The sequence below is a fragment of the Amycolatopsis sp. NPDC004368 genome (assembly GCF_053602515.1).
This window is the reverse complement of record NZ_JBSGDT010000055.1, coordinates 1-16,741: the sequence shown is the minus strand read 5'-3', so window position 1 is coordinate 16,741 and position 16,741 is coordinate 1. Positions and strand designations below refer to the sequence as shown.

General features: G+C 72.4%; 18 protein-coding genes and 1 pseudogene. 13 read left to right on the top strand and 6 right to left on the bottom strand.

From position 1 onward, the window contains the following. Positions 1–4: 4 nt before the first annotated feature. A complete protein-coding gene (locus tag ACWEOE_RS39930) occupies positions 5–2,860 on the bottom strand; it encodes a BTAD domain-containing putative transcriptional regulator (RefSeq protein ID WP_452018674.1) in 2,856 nt (951 codons plus the stop codon). 268 nt (positions 2,861–3,128) lie between these two features. Between ACWEOE_RS39930 and ACWEOE_RS39925 the strand changes: the two genes are divergently transcribed. Next, the gene (locus ACWEOE_RS39925) at positions 3,129–4,622 is read left to right on the top strand and encodes a sialidase family protein (RefSeq protein WP_452018672.1); all 1,494 of its coding nucleotides are present in this window, start codon (positions 3,129–3,131) and stop codon (positions 4,620–4,622) included. 69 nt (positions 4,623–4,691) lie between these two features. Here ACWEOE_RS39925 and rpmG read toward each other — a convergent pair whose 3' ends face one another. After that, entirely contained in the window at positions 4,692–4,856 is a 165-nt protein-coding gene (gene rpmG / locus ACWEOE_RS39920; protein WP_326834504.1) for a 50S ribosomal protein L33, read from the bottom strand. Positions 4,857–5,071: 215 nt separating this feature from the next. On the opposite strand from rpmG, the gene ACWEOE_RS39915 reads away from it, so the two are divergent. Both ACWEOE_RS39915 and ACWEOE_RS39910 read left to right on the top strand, forming a co-directional pair. Next, complete coding sequence (locus tag ACWEOE_RS39915; protein ID WP_452018670.1) at positions 5,072–5,398, top strand: hypothetical protein; 327 nt, start codon at positions 5,072–5,074, stop codon at positions 5,396–5,398. A 350-nt stretch (positions 5,399–5,748) separates the two neighbouring features. Further along, complete coding sequence (locus ACWEOE_RS39910; RefSeq protein ID WP_452018668.1) at positions 5,749–6,108, top strand: hypothetical protein; 360 nt, start codon at positions 5,749–5,751, stop codon at positions 6,106–6,108. Between the two features lie 798 nt (positions 6,109–6,906). On the opposite strand, the gene ACWEOE_RS39905 is transcribed toward ACWEOE_RS39910, so the two are convergent. Continuing rightward, complete coding sequence (locus ACWEOE_RS39905; protein ID WP_452018666.1) at positions 6,907–7,899, bottom strand: NAD-dependent epimerase/dehydratase family protein; 993 nt, start codon at positions 7,897–7,899, stop codon at positions 6,907–6,909. Between ACWEOE_RS39905 and ACWEOE_RS39900 the strand changes: the two genes are divergently transcribed. Further along, positions 7,898–8,053: a hypothetical protein gene (locus ACWEOE_RS39900; RefSeq protein WP_452018664.1), complete on the top strand. Its 156-nt coding sequence runs from the start codon at positions 7,898–7,900 to the stop codon at positions 8,051–8,053. The genes ACWEOE_RS39905 and ACWEOE_RS39900 overlap by 2 nt on opposite strands. A gap of 109 nt (positions 8,054–8,162) precedes the next feature. On the opposite strand, the gene ACWEOE_RS39895 is transcribed toward ACWEOE_RS39900, so the two are convergent. Continuing rightward, on the bottom strand, positions 8,163–9,527 hold the full coding sequence (locus ACWEOE_RS39895) for an aminotransferase class I/II-fold pyridoxal phosphate-dependent enzyme (RefSeq protein WP_452018662.1): 1,365 nt from the start codon (positions 9,525–9,527) through the stop codon (positions 8,163–8,165). Positions 9,528–9,802: 275 nt separating this feature from the next. Between ACWEOE_RS39895 and ACWEOE_RS39890 the strand changes: the two genes are divergently transcribed. Both ACWEOE_RS39890 and ACWEOE_RS39885 read left to right on the top strand, forming a co-directional pair. Then, on the top strand, positions 9,803–9,958 hold the full coding sequence (locus ACWEOE_RS39890) for a hypothetical protein (protein WP_326834498.1): 156 nt from the start codon (positions 9,803–9,805) through the stop codon (positions 9,956–9,958). Positions 9,959–10,103: 145 nt separating this feature from the next. Continuing rightward, positions 10,104–10,286 (top strand): CsbD family protein, encoded by a 183-nt coding sequence (locus ACWEOE_RS39885; protein ID WP_452018660.1) that lies wholly within the window; start codon positions 10,104–10,106, stop codon positions 10,284–10,286. 65 nt (positions 10,287–10,351) lie between these two features. Here ACWEOE_RS39885 and ACWEOE_RS39880 read toward each other — a convergent pair whose 3' ends face one another. Then, the gene (locus ACWEOE_RS39880) at positions 10,352–10,669 is read right to left on the bottom strand and encodes a hypothetical protein (protein ID WP_452018658.1); all 318 of its coding nucleotides are present in this window, start codon (positions 10,667–10,669) and stop codon (positions 10,352–10,354) included. Positions 10,670–10,751: 82 nt separating this feature from the next. Here ACWEOE_RS39880 and ACWEOE_RS39875 point away from each other — a divergent pair, with 82 nt between their 5' ends. The 4 genes from ACWEOE_RS39875 (at position 10,752) to ACWEOE_RS39860 (ending at position 13,424) form a co-directional block, all read left to right on the top strand. Further along, entirely contained in the window at positions 10,752–10,994 is a 243-nt protein-coding gene (locus tag ACWEOE_RS39875) for a hypothetical protein (RefSeq protein ID WP_452018656.1), read from the top strand. A 92-nt stretch (positions 10,995–11,086) separates the two neighbouring features. Next, entirely contained in the window at positions 11,087–11,467 is a 381-nt protein-coding gene (locus ACWEOE_RS39870) for an STAS domain-containing protein (RefSeq protein ID WP_452018654.1), read from the top strand. Then, positions 11,464–13,026, top strand: coding sequence for a PP2C family protein-serine/threonine phosphatase (locus ACWEOE_RS39865; RefSeq protein WP_452018652.1), 1,563 nt, complete (start codon positions 11,464–11,466; stop codon positions 13,024–13,026). The genes ACWEOE_RS39870 and ACWEOE_RS39865 overlap by 4 nt, the downstream gene beginning before the upstream one ends. After that, positions 13,023–13,424: an ATP-binding protein gene (locus ACWEOE_RS39860; RefSeq protein WP_452018650.1), complete on the top strand. Its 402-nt coding sequence runs from the start codon at positions 13,023–13,025 to the stop codon at positions 13,422–13,424. Before ACWEOE_RS39865 ends, ACWEOE_RS39860 begins: the two co-directional genes overlap by 4 nt. On the opposite strand, the gene ACWEOE_RS39855 is transcribed toward ACWEOE_RS39860, so the two are convergent. Further along, entirely contained in the window at positions 13,396–14,634 is a 1,239-nt protein-coding gene (locus tag ACWEOE_RS39855) for an MFS transporter (RefSeq protein WP_452018648.1), read from the bottom strand. The two genes, ACWEOE_RS39860 and ACWEOE_RS39855, sit on opposite strands and share 29 nt — an antisense overlap. 109 nt (positions 14,635–14,743) lie before the next feature. On the opposite strand from ACWEOE_RS39855, the gene ACWEOE_RS39850 reads away from it, so the two are divergent. The 3 genes and pseudogenes from ACWEOE_RS39850 to msrA form a co-directional block, all read left to right on the top strand. Beyond that, entirely contained in the window at positions 14,744–15,670 is a 927-nt protein-coding gene (locus tag ACWEOE_RS39850; protein ID WP_452018646.1) for a LysR family transcriptional regulator, read from the top strand. Positions 15,671–15,761: 91 nt separating this feature from the next. After that, the gene (gene msrB / locus ACWEOE_RS39845; RefSeq protein ID WP_452018644.1) at positions 15,762–16,226 is read left to right on the top strand and encodes a peptide-methionine (R)-S-oxide reductase MsrB; all 465 of its coding nucleotides are present in this window, start codon (positions 15,762–15,764) and stop codon (positions 16,224–16,226) included. Positions 16,227–16,235: 9 nt separating this feature from the next. Beyond that, positions 16,236–16,649: pseudogene (gene msrA / locus ACWEOE_RS39840) on the top strand (peptide-methionine (S)-S-oxide reductase MsrA); the annotation flags it as partial. Between the last annotated feature and the right edge of the window lie 92 nt (positions 16,650–16,741).

Sequence of the window (16,741 nt, the reverse complement as noted above, 5' to 3'; positions counted from 1 at the left end):
CGACTCACGCGCCGGGTGGGAACCCCACCCGCGCGCCCGGGTCGCCGAGGCGCACCCGGACGTCGTCGGCGGCGGGCATGCCCAGCCCGTCGAGCACTTCCAGCGCCTCGCGCCACGCCTTCTCCGCACCTTCGGGGTCGCCCGCCGCGCTGAGCGCGTCGCCGAGCGCCACCAGCGAATCGGACTCGTCGGACCGGTTTCCCAGCTCGCGGTAGTAGCTCACGGCGCGGCGCCAGGCGTCGATCGCCTGGTCGAGGTGGCCGAGCGAGCCGTACGCGGTGGCCAGCGTGCTCCAGCAGTTGCCCTCGCCGTTGCGGTCGCCGATGTCCTCGTACAGCTTCATGGCCCGCAGGATCAGCGGCACGGCCTCGGCGTTGCCGCCCATCTCGGACAGGCAGCGGCCGATGCCCTCGAGCCCGATGGCTTCGCCCTTCACGTTGCCGCTGGCCCGGTAAAGCTCGAACGCGCGCTCGTGGTGCTCCAGCGCCGCGTCGAACCGCCCGAGCTTCGCGAACACCGTGCCGAAGTTGCTGTGCACGTAGGCCTGGTCAGCCCCGAGCCCGAGCTGCTCGAACAGCTCGGCCGTGCGGTTGAGGTGTTCCAGGGCTTCGTCGTAGCGCTCGACGAAGTGGTAGGCACCCGCGAGGCTGCGGTGCACGTTGGCCTGCGCCACCAGGTCGCCGGTGCCGACCGCGACCCGCAGCGCGAGCTCGGCTTGGGTGAGCCAGTCGTGGTAGAGCGCGCTGCGCTGGTAGTAGGGCTGCAGGCTCAGCACGACCTTCCACACGTTTCCGGCCAGCGCCGGCACACCCGCGATCTGCCGAATCAGCAGCGTCAGCGCGGGCAGCTCGAGCTCGAACCACTCCATCGCCTCGCCGTAGCCGTGCGCGAGGTCGGCGGTCACGCCCGGTTCGAGCACGGGCGGGTCGATCGGGAGCTGGTGTGGGTTCAGTGCGAGGTAGGCGCCGTGGGCGCTGCACAGGTAGTGGTTGACGAGCCGGGCGAGGGCGTCGGCCTGGTCCTCGGCGGAGTCGGTCTGCTCGCGCAGCTCCATCGCGTACGAGCGCACCAAGTCGTGGGCGAGGTAGCGGCCGGGCCGGTGCTCGCTGAGGTAGCGGATGCGGGTGAGCTCGTCGAGCAGGTCCTGCGCCGCCGGCAGCGCCACGCCGGCGAGGCTCGCGGCGGCGGCCGTCGAGAAGTCGGCGCCGCGGTGCAGCGAAAGCAGCCGGAACAGCCGGGCGGCACCGGGTTCGAGCACGCGGTAGGACCAGGAGAAGACCGTGCGCACGTCGCCCGCGCTGTCGCCGCGGAACGCCTCGAGCGTGCCCTGCGTGGCACGCAGCTTCGCGGTGATGTCGGCGAGCGAGAACTGGGGGTGCGTGCGGGCGCGCGCGGCCACGATCGCCAGCGCCAGCGGCAGCCGGCCGCACAGCTCGATGATCTCCTCGACGGCCGCCGGTTCGGCCGCCACCTTCTCCTCGCCGAGCCGGCGCACGAGCGTCTCGCGGGCTTCCGACGCAGACAGTGTGTCGAGCGTCAGCAGGGCGGCGTCCTCGGTGGCGACCAGCGCGCTGAGCCGGTTGCGGCTGGTCACGATCACGGCCGAGCCCGCGCTGCCCGGCAGCAGCGGACGGACCTGCTCGGAGTCGCGCACGTTGTCGAGCACCACGAGCATGTGCCGGCCGGCGAGCAGGCTGCGGTAGAGGCCGCTGCGCGCGTCGAGACCGGAGGGCGCCTGCGTGGGCTCGATGCCGAGCACGTCGAGAAAACCGCGCAACGCGTCGGCCGGGTCCACGGTGGCGCCGGTCGGGTCGAAGCCGCGCATGTTGACGTAGAGCTGCCCGTCGGGGAACCGGTCGGCCACCCGGTGCGCGAGGTGGACGGCCAGCGAGGTCTTGCCGGTGCCGGCCAGCCCGTCGATCACCAGCAGGGTCACGCGGCGGCGTTCGGTGGGGCAGTCGAACATCTTCGCGAGCTGGGTGAGCTGGTCACGGCGGCCGGTGAACGTCGGCAGGTCGGGCGGCAGCTGCGCCGGGCGCACCACGGGGCGGGTCGGCTCCGCGCGGACCACGGGCGGCACCGGCTCGGTGTGGTGCGCCAGCACGTCGTGCTGCACGCGAGTGAGCTCCACCCCCGGCTCGACACCGAGCTCGTCGACCAGCCGTTTGCGGATCTCGCGGTAGACCTCGAGCGCCGCGGCCCGGCGCCCGACGGAGTCGAGGGCGAGCATGAGGCGGGCGTGCACCGTCTCGTTGAAGGGGTCGGCCTTCACCGCCCGTTCCAGGTGCGCCAGCAGGGGCTGCAGCGGCAGCCCGGCCGCATGGGCGACGTCGGCCGCCTCGACCACCGTGGCCAGGCCTTCGTGGTCGACACCGGCCAGCAGCGCGCGGGCCCGGCCGGGCATCATCAGCCCGGCCGCGCACGGGCCGCGCCACAGGGCGAGGGCGGCGTTGAACTCGGCGAGCGCGTCTTCGCCGCTCTCCGCGCGGCGCGCCCGCTGCACACGCGTGCGGAACTCGACGAGGTCGGACGACGCGGCGTCGAGCTGCAGACCGTAACCACCGGGGTGGCGCACGAGCCAGCGGCCCGGTGAACGCGCGGCCAGATCGGGCTCGATGAGGCGGCGCAGGGCACCGACGTAGCGCTGGATCACATTCACGGCGCTGGCCGGGGGCTCGTCCTCCCACAGCAGGCCCACCAGCTCGTCGACCCCGGTCGGCGTGCCGGCGCGCGCGAGCAGCACTGCGAGCAGCAGGCTCTGCGCCGGCGAGCCGATCGCGAGCTCGTGGCCCCCGCGCCACGCGCGCAGTGGCCCCAGCAGCTCGAGCCGGACGCCGGCGGGGGCACCGGGTTCGCTCACCGGTCCTCCCTCGCTCACCGGTTGCGGGCACGTCTCCACTCAGAGCGTAGCGCTCGTCACGCTCCCGGCTCGCGCGAGCGCCTGCCCACAGGACACGGCTCCTGTCGGCAGGACGTGGGACGATCACCGCGCATCCACCGTTTCTCTTGGTACAAAACCGATTGTGCGTGCGGTTGTACGCCGGGTGTACGACCGCGCCCGAGCCTGGGAGCACTGACGACAGCCGCCCCGCCGATCGCGGGGCCGGCCCCCAGGACGGAGACCGACAGTGAATCTGAGACGTGTCGCGAGAGGGTTGCTCACGGCGCTGGCCGGCGCGACGGCGTTCGCCGCGGTGGCCGTGGCGCCGGCCGCGTCGGCCGACGCCACCAGCACGGTGGTGTACCAGGCCGGGACGGGCGGGTACTCGTGCTTCCGCATCCCCGCCATCGTCGAGGCCAACAACGGCGACCTGCTCGCGTTCGCCGAAGGACGCAAGAACAGCTGCGCGGACACCGGCGACATCGACCTGGTCGTGAAGCGCCAGGTCAAGGGCAGCTCCACGTGGGGTCCGCTGCAGATCGTGATCCAGGGCTTCGGCGACACCAAGGGCAACCCGACGCCCGTCGTAGTGCCGCCGAGCGCCGACGAGCCCAACGGCCGGGTGGTGCTGCTGTCGGTGATGCAGTGCATCGCGCCGCACGCCTCCTGCGGCCGGACGCCGCGCGTGAGCATCAGCAAGGACAACGGCACCACGTGGGCCGCGCCCCAGGTGCTCACCACCCAGCTCGGCTTCTCGGCGCCGCCGGGCTGGCTCGCGACCGGGCCGTCGCACGCCTCGGTGCTCACCCGCGGCGCGCACAAGGGCCGGCTCGTCGCCGGCATGAGCTACCAGGTCAACGGCTCCGCGCCCAACACCGGCGCCGTCATCTACAGCGACGACCGCGGCTCGACCTGGCACCTGGGCGCCCACGACGCGAGCACCAGCACCGCGCTGAACCCGCAGGAGATCAGCCTGACCGAGCTGCCCGACGGCAAGATCTACGCCTCGGCGCGCAACAACGCCGGCACGATGTGCTCGACCGTCGAGCGGGCGTGGGCGATCAGCTCCGACGGCGGGCTCACGTTCAGCCGGAGGTTCACGGTCGAACCGGACCTCGCGAAGACGCCCGACGTGCAAGGCTCCACGCTCGCAATGAGCGCGACCGACACCGGCGGCGCGTACACGCGACTGATCTTCGCCGCCCCCTCGGTGTGCGACCACCGGCACGCGCTGCGCATCCGCTCGTCGTTCGACAACGGCGGCAGCTGGCAGGGCGACACCGACGGGTTCCTCGTGTGGAGCGAGGACGCGGCCTACTCCGACCTGGTCTCGCTCGGCACCGGCTCGGCCGGCGTCCTGTTCGAGGGCGGCCCGCAGGGCAACTCCAGCGCGGCCATCCGCTGGGCGAAGTTCACCGACGCGAACCTCGGCGCGCCCGCCTGCGGCTCGGGCTACGGCGTGATCGACCAGGGTTCCCTCGGCACCGCAGGCACGGTGTACCTGTCCTACAACGCGGCGACCGGCAAGAACTGCGTGAGCACGATGAAAAACGCAGCCGCGGGCACGCCGTCGGCGACCACCGCGTACCTGCAGGTGCAGGGGGCGACGAAGCAGACGGACTCGGGTTCGTTCTCCTGGTTCGCCGGACCGGTCACGGCCTCGGCGGCCGGCAAGTGCGTGACGTGGGGCGGGTCGGTCGGCGCCGCGAAGGTCGACGCGCCGCTGGGACACTGCGGCTGAGTGTCGTTCGGGCACAACAAAAGGGCTGAGGGCGGCAGGTGCCGCCCTCAGCCCTTCACGCGTTTGTGATCAGCGCTCTTCGCGGAAGTCCACGTGTTCGCGGACGACCGGGTCGTACTTGCGCAGGACCATCCGGTCCGGGTCGTTGCGGCGGTTCTTGGTCGCCACATACGTGTATCCCGTGCCGGCGGTGGAACGCAGCTTGATCACCGGGCGCAAAACGCTCTTCGCCATCGGTTCTCACCCCTTCCTGCTCGTGGCGGTCACCGGGGTCCTCCGGCTTCCGCAGTGGGTGTAACAGTGGGAGGGCGCGGAAAAGTCCCGGGGCCGAGTGACCGGGGTCACGCCTTTCCGGGCCGGTCCGACGGCCGTCGGATGTCCGTCCACTTCGGACAGTTTTGCCTCTGCCTCTGCCGTCTGGCAGCTCGGTTCGGCGCTCGCTGGGCCGGGTGTTCAGCGGGCGCAGGCGGCGCAGACCACCCGGCTCGGCCCGGCGCGGCCGCGGCACCACGGCTTCCCGGCACGGCTCGCACCGAACCGGCGGCGGCGTGCTCACCGGCACGGGCCGCACCCGCGGCAGCACCTCGGCGACGGCCCGCAACTCCTCCGCGAGCCGCACCGGCACGCGGGCCTTGCGCGCCACGTGCGGGCCCGGGCCGCGGCGCAGCACCAGCAGCGCCGCCGCGCACGGCCCGCCGGCCAGCGGCAGCGCGGCGACCACCATCGCGAACAGTCCCATCACCGACCCCAGAGGTGCGCGGACACCGGCACCGTGACCGCTCGGCTCGGCGGTCCGTTCCCCTCGCGGCGCGGGGGTTTTCGATGCTAGCCGTGCTTGCCACGCGGCCGACAGGATCACCACCCGGCCGTGGTGGCGCCTGCCTCGCGAACGTCGCTTGACATGGTGAGGGAGATTCGTCACGTCCGTGTCACCCTTGCCCGGTCGACCACCGAGCCGGGGTACAAACGCCCCTTTTCCGCCGGCTCGGCATCTTCTACAGAAGCACTGAGGATCAGACAAAAAGCGAAGTGTGTCTGTCCTACCCCGCGGTCGATCGTGCTACGGTCCGCGCCACGCGCGAACGCACGTGCAGATTCCCGAGCCGGCAAGCGAAAGGCGGGGACGATGGCCCACCCACTCGACGACGTCGAGACCGCCCTCCGCACTCTCATCGCCCGCGGCTATCGTTTCGTCCACCCCAGCGACCCCACCGGCGAAGTCCTCGCGGTCGTCGGCCTGCGCGCCCACGGCGACCTCGTGGACGTCCTCCACCTCCACTCCGAGGACGACGCCACCGCAACCCGCATGCCGGCGACCGAGGAAAACGTTTTCAGCCCGACCACCTGGCTGTGGCGGACCACCGGCCCCGCCACCGACGTGCTGACCGCCCTGCTCGCCCTCCCGGACGCCCCCACGGCCCCCACCTCGGGCGGCTGCTGGGTCCCGGGCCGCCCAGGCACGGCGAAGTGGCTCGCCGCAAGCTGATCCGGCGCCGATCGGCTCGGTCACAACCTCGCCGGCAGCCCCAGTACCCGCGAACTCGCATCCACAGCCGGCCCGCGCCGATCACAGCCGGACCGGCACCGCCCCGGCGCAACCGCTGAAGCCATCACCGCTCGCCCCGGCACGAATGCCGCCGGCAGCGGGACCAAGCACAGCGACGTAGCCGACCGAACCCGGTCACAGCCCACGACGCCCCGACCCCGAGCAACCGCGGAGCCCGCACCCGCCTCTGGCCCGCACCGATCACAACCGGCGCGACATCACCCTGGTGCAACCAATGCCCTCACCGCTGTCCCTGGCACGAATGTTGCCGGCAGCGGGGACCGAGCACGGCGACGTAGCTCGCCACAAGCTGATCCGGAGCTGGTCACAGCCCGACTGCACCCGACCACAACCACCCACGGAGCCCGCACCCACAACCGATCCGCACCAACCACAGCCGGCCCGGCATCGCCTCACCCGATCTCGGAAGCTCCCGCCAGTTGCCCCGGCACGAATGCTGCCGACAACCGGACCGGGCACGGCGACGTGCCTCGTCGCACGCCGATCTGGACCTGGCCGCGGCCCCGACCACGCCGCGGCCCCGACCACCCGCGGAGCACTCACGACTGACCCGCACCGATCACAACCGGCGCGACATCACCCCTCACCCACCGCCGACGCCTCACCGCTCCCCGGGACGCGATCACTGTCGGCTGCGGGGCGCGGGCACGGCGAAGTAGCTCACCGCAAGCCGATCCGACGCTGATCCGGTGCTGAGCCGGTGCTGAGCCGGCCCGGTCACAACCCCGCCAGCACCTCCGCCTCCTCCCCCGCCGACAACCCCGCCCGCCGCTCGCGGTCCAGGCCCAGGGTGCGTTCCTCGGCCAGCGCGCCCGCCACGGCGTCCGTAAGGGGGCGGAGGTCCAGGCCCGCCGCGAGGGAGGGCGTGGGGTCGTGCGAGGCGAGGCCGGCGTGGGAAGGCGGGAGCCACAGCGGCAGCGACCGCGGACCGGACCACGGGGTGACCCCGGCGGCCTCCAGCTGATCGTCCCTGGCCGGCACGAAATCCGCGGAACCGCCGACCGCCGCGGCGATGTCGGAGAGCAGTTTGCCCAGCGGAACCGCCGGGCCGATCGCGTCGAAGGTGCCGCCCAGGCCGGTCTCGAACGCCGTGACGATCCACGCCGCGAGGTCGCGCACGTCGATGAACTGCGCGAGCCCCTCGGACGCCGGCACCAGAACCCGGCCCCCGCGCGAGAAGCGCGCGGGCCAGTAGCCGAACCGGTCGCTGCCGTCACCGGGGCCGGTGATCAGGCCGGGCCGGACGACGAACGCGCGGTCGCCGAGCTTCTCCCGCACTGCGGTTTCCGCGGCGACCTTGATCCCGCCGTAGAGCTCGGTGCCGCCCTCGGCGGTGAGGTCGGCGCGGGTCGCGTGGCGGGGCAGGGCGTCGAGGAGGGCGCCGGTGGCCGGGGTCTGGCCGGGGGTGGCCGTGTCGGCGTAGACGCTGATCGTCGACACGAACGTCCAGTGCGCCACGCGGTCCGCGAGCGCCGCCAGCGCACGCTGTACCCACGGGTACGACAGGGGCGCCACGTCCACCACGGCATCGAACGACGGCAGCCCCGCCAACCCCTCGGGATCGTCGCGGTCGACCTTCACCAGCCGCGCGCCCTCGGGCACCGGGCCCGACCCGCGGGCCGCGCACACCACCTCGTGGCCCCGGCGCAGCGCCTCCGCCGCAACCGCCCGCCCGACGAACACCGTGCCGCCCAGTACGAGAAGTCTCATGCCCTCACCCTGGCGCCCCCGCCGCGACGACACCACCGGTCTCGCCGAGGGCGAACGCGCACGGCTCAGCCCGGCAACCACCCGCACGCACCGCGTGTTCTGCGAGGTCAGCTCATTCGCAGCGTCCGGATCGGACAGTCCCGCCGGCACGTGACGTTCGCGCGCGGTGAACGGAGGTCAACGCAAGCCACGACCACCGAGATCGTCGACGTGGAACCGCGCACCGGACCGGCGGAAGCGGCGGAGGTACCGGTCCCTCGATCTCACGCCGTGCGGCGCGACCGCACCCCGGCCGCCCGCGCGATCATCCCGGCCAGGTCGGCCACCGGCGCCGGGTCGTCGGGCAGCTGCCCCACGGCCACGCGGAGGTGCGACGGGCCCGAGCCGCCGGGGAAGGAACGGCTGCCCGCGCCCGCCGAAACGCCGTGGGCGGCCAGGGTGACCAGCGTGCGGGTTTCGTCCGGCACCGGCACCCACAGCGTGAGGCCGTCGCGGGCGAGCACGTCGAGGCCGTGCTCGCGCAGGGCCGACGCGAGCCCCACGCGGCGGCCCGCGTAGCGCCGGCGGGCCCGGTGCAGCAGGGCGGCGCTGGTCGGGTCGGTGAGCAGGAACGCCTGGGCGTCCTGCAGCACTCGGCTGGACCACGCCACTCCGAACGCCCGCTGCGAGCGCACCCGTTCGACCAGCGCGGCCGAACCACCCAGCACACAGCTGCGCAACTCGGCGCCGAAGGCCGTGCAGTACGAGCGCACCAGCAGCACCTGCCCGGGCAGGTGCGCGCCGAGGCTCGCACCGGCTTCGGCGGCGAGCGGGCCGAAGTCGTCGGCTTCGATCACGGCGGTGTCGGTGTGCGCGAGCACGGCGGCGAGCTCGGCGACCCGCGCGGCGGGCACGGTGTGGCCCAGCGGGTCCTGCGCACGCGGCTGGTACACGAACGCGGCGGGCCGGTGCGCGAGCGCGGCTTCGAGCGCGCCGGGACGCGGGCCACTTTCGTCGCAGGCCACGGGCACCACGTGGATGCGGGCCGCGCGCAGCTGCTGCAACAGCCACGGCGCGGTGGGTTCCTCGACCGCGACCACGTCGCCCGGCCGGGCCACCGCCCGGCACGCCAGCGCCACGCCTTCGTGACCGCCGGCGGCGACCGTCCACGCCTCGGCCGCGAACGGCCACTGCGCCTTCACCGCGGCCCGCAACCGCGGACTGATCGGTTCCTTCACCGGCGCGCGGTCGGCGCGCACGCCGGCGGCCACCGCGTCCTCCAGCGGTGGCAGCAGCGCGGGATCGGGCAAGCCGTGTTCGAGGTCGACGGCCTGCCAGCCCGGGAACATCCGCGTGGGCACGAGCCCGGTGGGCGGCGCCAGCACGGTCGTGCCCCGCCGGCGGCCGGTGCCGATCAGCCCGGCGGTGCGCAGCTGTGCCCACGCCTCCGCGATCGTCGTGGGACTCACGGACAGCTCGGCCGCGAGCGCGCGCACGGTCGGCAGCCGGGTGCCGGGCCGCACCTCGCCGTCGCGGATGAGGCCGGACACCGCGCCCGCGATGCCGCGCGCCGTGCGTTCGCCGATCCGCGGGGCGAGCCAGCCGAGCCCGATCGGCGCCGGCGTCGTCGCGAGTTCACCCGAGGCCACGCGGCAGCTCCCCTCGTCGGCCGAAATCGCTCTGTCGGGGTCGAAAGCTAGGCCGCGGACACCGGGCCGCAAAGCGGTTTCACATCCTGGTCGGTTCCGGCAAAGGCCGTACAAAACCCGCCGTCCGACGCATTCCTTCGGCGACAGAACGAACTCGCCCACCGGAACAGACCGGTGAGCCGTCCACGCCGGATGTCACCCGAAAGTGTTTACGAGCCCTCGAGACGGGGTACCAAGCAGACATCGGTCCCCGTTACAGAACAGCTGGAGCTTCCATGATCGTGCTCGGAGTCATCCTGCTCGTGGTCGGTTTCATCACCGGCATCTCGATCCTGTGGACGATCGGCATCGTCCTGCTGGTCATCGGCGCCGTCCTGGCCATCCTCGGCGGAACGGGCCGCAAGGTCGGCGGCCGCGCGCACTGGTACTGACCGGCACTGGTTTGAGTTCGCGAAAAACGGGTATCCCCCGCCGCGCGAAAAGGCCGTGAAAGGCCGTGAAAGGCCGTGAAAGGCCGTGAAAGGCCGTGAAAGGCCGTGAAAGGCCGTGAAAGGCCACTGTGCGAAAGGAGCGGTCGTGAACGACAAAATGCAGAACAAGGCCGAAGAAGTGAAGGGCCGCGCCAAAGAAGCACTCGGGCACGCCACCGGAAACGAGCAGTGGCAAACCGAAGGCAAAGCGGACCAGGCCAAGGGCGCGCTGAAGCAGGCGGGCCAGAAGGTCAAGGACGCTGTCGACGGGCTGAAGAACAAGGGCTGACGCACGGGTGAACGAACGCCGCCGGGTGATCCCGGCGGCGTTCGTGTGTCCCGGGTTGTCAAGCGTCACAAGGAAAAACGCGCCCGAACGGGTGAGATCACGGTCTCACGGAACCGAGGATTGAACCGAACGGTGAGAGGGTAGCCGGAGGACGCCGCCGCCGTCCCGACCGGCGAGGCCACGATCGCCCGGCGCAGCCACGATCGCAGCGTGGTTGACCGCCCGACAAGGGAGAACCGCCTCATGACGACCTCACTCACCCCCGAGCGCACCGAACCGGCACCCACCCGGCCCGATTTTCCCCGCACCGCACCGATGTCGGCCGTTCCTCGGCCGGATGCGAGCGCATCGGGCGCGAAGCCGGCCACCACGAGCAGCACCACGAAGGCGACTGGTTCGACCAGCCGCGATCTCCCTCTCCCCGCTTCGACCGGTTCCGCCACCCAGCTCCACCGCCTCGCCGCGATGGCCTCGCTGCAGGACTGGGTGCGCCGCAGCAGTCCCGTGCTCATGCACGAAGCCGTCCTCGCCGGTGAAAACCCCACCGAGGTCGCCGCGGCCGCGCGGTTGTCCGTCGCCGAAGCGCACCTCACCTGGAACACCTGGGCGACCCGCCGGCTGGCCTCGCCGACCGTCGGCGAGCCGCTGCCGCTGCGCCAGTACCTGCGGGTGCACACGGCTTTCGCGGAGGCGCTCAACGAGGACTGATCGTTCGGTCGCCGAACGGCAATCCGGGGGTCGCTTGCACCGAACGGGGTACGAGTGGGCGCGCCGGACGTCGGCTTGGCATGATTTGCCCCATGGCCGACTCCGGGGCTCCCGCCGACGACGCCGGCCGAGTGGAGACCTCGGGCGGCGCGGTCGCGTTACGCGAACACGGCGGTGCGGCAGTGGTGGCCGTGACCGGCGCCCTCGACCTCGCGCTCGCCCCGCAGCTGCGCCGGGTCGTCGAGCGCGCCGGGCGCACGGGGGTGCCGGTCCTCGTGATCGACCTCAGTGGTGTCGACTTCCTGGCCTCGGCGGGCATGGCGGTGCTCGTGTGGGCCCATCGGCGGCCCGAGCCCGCCGACGTGCGGGTGGTGGCGAGCAGCCGGCTCACGCTGCGGCCGCTGGAGCTGACGCGCCTGACCGACGAGCTCGCCGTGTTCCCGACCCTGTCCGCCGCGCTGGCGGGAGCGTGAGCACCGCCGACGGCCTCGGGCCGGTGGCCGCGGCCGTGCGCAAGGCGTTCGTCGACGCCGAGGGCCGGCCGGTGGCGGTGCGCGTGCGGCGGGTCGACGCCGCCGATTTCCGGGGCCGCGGCCGGATCGTGGTCCCCGACGCCGAAACCGTGGCCGAGCTCGTGCCCGCCCAGCGCGTGACCGGCGCCGTGGTGGTCGCGGACGACGACGTGACCGTGCTGCTCCACACCGACGCCCCCGAGGGCGCGCGGCTCGTGCCCACCGCCGCGGGGGTCGACGCGGCGACGGCCGAGCTCACCGGCACCGTCACCCGGCTGCGGGCCGAGGCGGGTGTCGTCGACGCACTGCACTCGATCGGCCGCCGCCTCACCGCGCAGCTCGACATCGACGTCGTGGTGCAGGACGCCACCGACGCCGCCACCGGAGCCACCGGCGCGGCCTTCGGCGCCTTCTTCTACAACCTCGTCGACCAGTTCGGCGAGTCCTACACGCTCTACACCCTCTCCGGGGTGCCGCGCGAAGCGTTCTCCCGGTTCCCGATGCCCCGCAACACGGCGGTGTTCGGCCCGACCTTCGACGGCCTCGGCACGGTCCGCAGCGCCGACATCACCGCCGACCCGCGCTTCGGCCACAACGCGCCGTACCACGGCATGCCCGAGGGCCACCTGCCCGTGCGCAGCTACCTCGCCGTGTCGGTCGTGAGCCCGACCAGCGGCGACGTGCTCGGGGGGTTCTTCTTCGGCCACCCGGAAACCGGCCGCTTCACCGAACGCCACGAGTACCTCGCCGAAGGCATCGCGGGCTACGCCGCCATCGCGCTCGACAACGCCCGCCTCTACGAACGCGAGCGCACCTTCGCCGCCGAGCTCTCGCGCAGCATGGTGCCCGCCGCGCCGCGCGTGCCGGGCCTCGACCTCGTCACGCGCTACCTGCCGGCCGTCACCGGCAGCAAGATCGGCGGCGACTGGTTCGACGTGCTGCGCCTGGGCTCCGGGGCCACCGCGTTCGTGATCGGCGACGTGGTCGGCCACGGCGTCACCGCGGCCACCGTGATGGGCCAGGTGCGCACGGCGATCCGCTCGTACGCCCTGCTGGAGCTGCCCCCGTCGGAGGTGCTGCGCAACGTCTCACAGCTCACCGGCCGCTTCACCGAGCCCAGCTTCGTCACCTGCTTCTACGCCGTGCACGATCCGGCCGGTGAGCTGACCTACGCGAACGCCGGGCACCTGCCCGCGGTGCTCATCCACGCCGACGGCACCCGCGAGCAGATCGGTGAGGCACTCGCCCAGCCGCTCGGCGTCGGCGCCGAGTTCCCCCAGCGGCGGGTGGCTTTCCCACCCAGGACCGAGCTCGTCCTCTACACCGACGGGCTCGTGGAGAGCCGCACCCGCGACCTGACCGTCGGCATCGAAGGACTGCTCACCGCGCTCGGCCGCCTGCGTGCGGAGCCCGACCCGGAGACCGCGTGGGACCGCCTGATCCACGACCTCACCGGCGGCAGCCACGACGACGACATCGCGGTGATCCACGTGCGCCGCCAAGCCGGAGGTGCGTCGTGACGGGCGACGAGCCGCACTTCCGCAGCCGGGTCACCGCCGCACCGGAGCCGCTGATCGGGCTGCGCCGGGCGCTGGCCCGCTGGGTGGCGGGCCTCGGCATGAGCACCACGCAGCAGGAGGACGTGGTGATGGCGAGCTACGAAGCCATGGCCAACTCCGCCGAACACGCCTACGACGGCCGGGAAACCGGGGTGCTCGACGTGGTCGCGACCAGCGTCGGCGGCATCGTCACCGTGGTCGTCACCGACTACGGCCGCTGGCTGCCGCCCCGCCCGACCGACGGCCTTCGTGGGCGGGGCCTGCCGTTGATGCAGGGCCTCGCCCACGAAAGCGACTGCGTGCAGCGCCCCGACGGCACCACGGTCACGCTCAGCTGGAAACTCGAGCCGGCCGGGTAGCGGGCGCCAGGATGCGGTTCGCCGACCAGGCGAGCAGCCCGAGCTCGGCCAACGAGAAGCCCAGCAGCGAGACGGGGCTCGACACCCACACCAGGGCCACGCCGACCACGAGGACCGGCACGGCCAGGCCCGTGTAGGCCGCGAGGAACAGCGCCGCCAGCACCTGTCCGCGCGAACGCGGACCGGCCAGCGCGGCCACGGTGGCGATCGAGGCGCGGAACCCCAGCCCCATACCCGCGCCGGCCAGCACGCTGCCGATGAAGAACAGCCACAGCGAAGGCAGCAGCGCCGCCACCGGAAGCACCAGAAGACCCACCGCCATCAGCACGAACCCGAGCCGCAACTGCCGGACCATCGGCATCCGCGCGAACACCACCTGCGCGAGCGCCGCGGCGACCAGCATCGACGCCACCGTGATCCCGGCGAGCAGCCGGCCGGTCAGGTGCATGCCCTGGGCGAGCAGCGTCGGCGCGAGCGCCGTGAAGAGGCCGGCGATGGCGAACGAGGCGAACACCGCGATGGCCGCGCCGAAGAACGGCTGCTTCGCCTCGGCCGGCAAGGTCAGCTGCTGCGGCCGGTAGGCGGGCCGCTCGTCCCACGGCTCGACGGTTTCCGGCACCAGCGCGACCGCGAACGCCGCGATGAGGAGCACGACCAGGGACGCCACGAACGGCGCGGTGAGCGGAGTCGCTGAGTACTGCGCGAAGAAGCCGCCGACGACCGGGCCGAGGCCGAGCCCGCCGAGGTTCACCACACTCGCGATCAGCGCGGCGCGCCCGGCGTGCTCGTCAGGGCGCGCGACAGCCCGCAGCTCCGACAGGTGCGCGGTCGCCGCGGCCGTGAGCGCGCCGACGCCGATCCCGGTGACCAGCCGCGCCAGCACCAGCACCGGCAGCTCGGTCGAGGTCAGGAAAAGCGCGGCGGCCAGCGCTTCGGCCAGCGTCGCGGCGAGGATCACGCGCCGTCGGCCGAGCCAGTCGCTCACGTGGCCGGCGAGGTAAAGGCTCACCATGACGCCCACGGCGTAGGCGGCGAACACGACGGTGACCAAGAACGTCGGAAACCCGTCCTGGCGCTGGTAGATCGCGTAGAGCGGGGTGGGCACGGTCGAGAACGCCAGCGACGCCGCCAAGGCGAAGGCGATCACGCGGAAACCCCAGTGGTGGCCGATCGAGGGCCGGGTGAGGACGGGGGAAACGGTCTGCAGCATTACTGCCTTCTCTCTGAGGTCCTTGCACCGTCAACGATCCACCGCTCGAGTAATTCCGTCCAACGAAAAGTCTTGGCGACAGTTATCGTCATGAGCGATAATTCGCCGCATGGAGACCCGTCAGCTCGAGTACTTCGTGGCCGTGGCCGAGGAGCTCAGCTTCACGCGCGCGGCCCAGCGGCTGTTCACCGTGCAGTCCACGGTGTCCGCGACCATCCGCACGCTGGAGAACGAACTGGGCACGACGTTGTTCGACCGCTCCACGCGGCGCGTCGCGCTGTCGGCCGCGGGCGCGTTGTTCCTGCCGGAGGCGAAGGCCGCGCTCGACGCCGTGGAGCGAGCCCGCGAGGTGGTTCAGGAGGCGTCGGCGGGGCTGCGCGGCAGCCTGCGGCTGGGCACGCTCACCAGCGTCAGCGCACTCGACCTGCCCGCGCTGCTCGGTGCGTTCCACGCGCGCCATCCACTGGTCGACCTGCACGTGACGGTTTCGGTCACGGGCTCGACCGGGCTCGCCGAGGACGTGCGCCACGGCCGGCTCGACGTCGCCCTGCTCGGGCTGCCCCCGAGCGAGCTGCCCGGCCTGACGGTGCACCCGATCGTCACGGTCCCCTACTTCGCGGTGCTCCCGGCCGCGCACCCGCTGGCCGGTCGCGCGTCGCTGTCGCTGCGCGACCTGGCCGGCGAGCGTTTCATCGACGCTCCCCGCGGCTTCGGCAACCGCATTGCCGTCGACCGCGCCTACGACGCGCTCGGCACGCCCCGGCGCGTCCCGATGGAGGTGGCCGATCTGCAAGTGATGCCCTCGTACGTCGCCGCCGGGCTGGGAGTGGCGGTGGTCCCGGACGTCGTGCGGCTGTCCGCGCCGGGCACGGTCGTCGTGCCGGTGACCGACCCCGCGCTCACCTGGCCGCTCTCCGTCGTCAGCCACGCCGGCAAGCCGCCGGGCCGGGCGTTGCGGACGCTGCTCGATCTGCTGGTGAAAGCCGATTTCTTACCGAAGTCGAACGCCCGCGCAAGCGGCCGTCCGGGGGAATAGACGGAGCCCGTACGGTGTCTTTATAGCTGTACGTCCAGGTGCGTTTCACCTGGTTCCCCAGCTCGAGCCGAAAGGCCGCGAAGGGAGAGCTGTGTCCCAGCAGACCCAGTACAACAAGAACCCGGAAGCCGTGTCCCGGCTGACCCCGGAGCAGTACCGCGTGACCCAGCAGGACGGGACCGAGCGGGCGTTCGCGAACGAATACTGGGACAACCACGAGCCCGGCATCTACGTGGACGTCGTATCCGGCGAGCCGCTCTTCGCGTCGGTCGACAAGTACGACAGCCACTCCGGCTGGCCGAGCTTCACCAAGCCCATCCAGAAGGAGGGTGTGGTCGAGCGCAACGACTTCAGCCACGGCATGATCCGGGCGGAGGTCCGTTCGCTGCACGGCGACAGCCACCTGGGCCACGTGTTCGACGACGGCCCGCTCGACAAGGGCGGCCTGCGCTACTGCATCAACTCCGCGTCGCTGAGGTTCGTGCACCTCGACGACTTGGACAATGAGGGGTACGGCGAGTTCCGCGCCCTGTTCACCACCGACACCGACAAGTAAGGAGACGACGTGACGACCGAAAAGGCGATCCTCGCCGGCGGATGTTTCTGGGGCATGGAGGAGCTGTTCCGCCACCAGCCCGGCGTCGTGGCCACGCGAGTCGGCTACAGCGGCGGCGACACCCCGAACGCCACCTACCGCAACCACGGCACCCACGCCGAGGCCATCGAGGTGCTCTACGACCCCGAGCAGACGGACTTCCGCACCCTGCTGGAGTTCTTCTTCCAGGTCCACGACCCGACCACGAAGAACCGCCAGGGCAACGACATCGGCATGAGCTACCGCTCCGCCATCTTCTACACGAACGACGAGCAGAAGAAGGTCGCCGACGACACCATCGCCGACGTCGAGGCCTCCGGCCTCTGGCCCGGCAAGGTCGTCACCGAGGTCACCCCGGCCGGTGACTTCTGGGAGGCCGAGCCGTGACCAGGTCGAGCGGCAGCCCGGCCGAATCGGCGAGCCACTCGACGAGCGGCGCGCTCACCTCCGCCAGCGTGCGGGCCAAGCGGGGATCG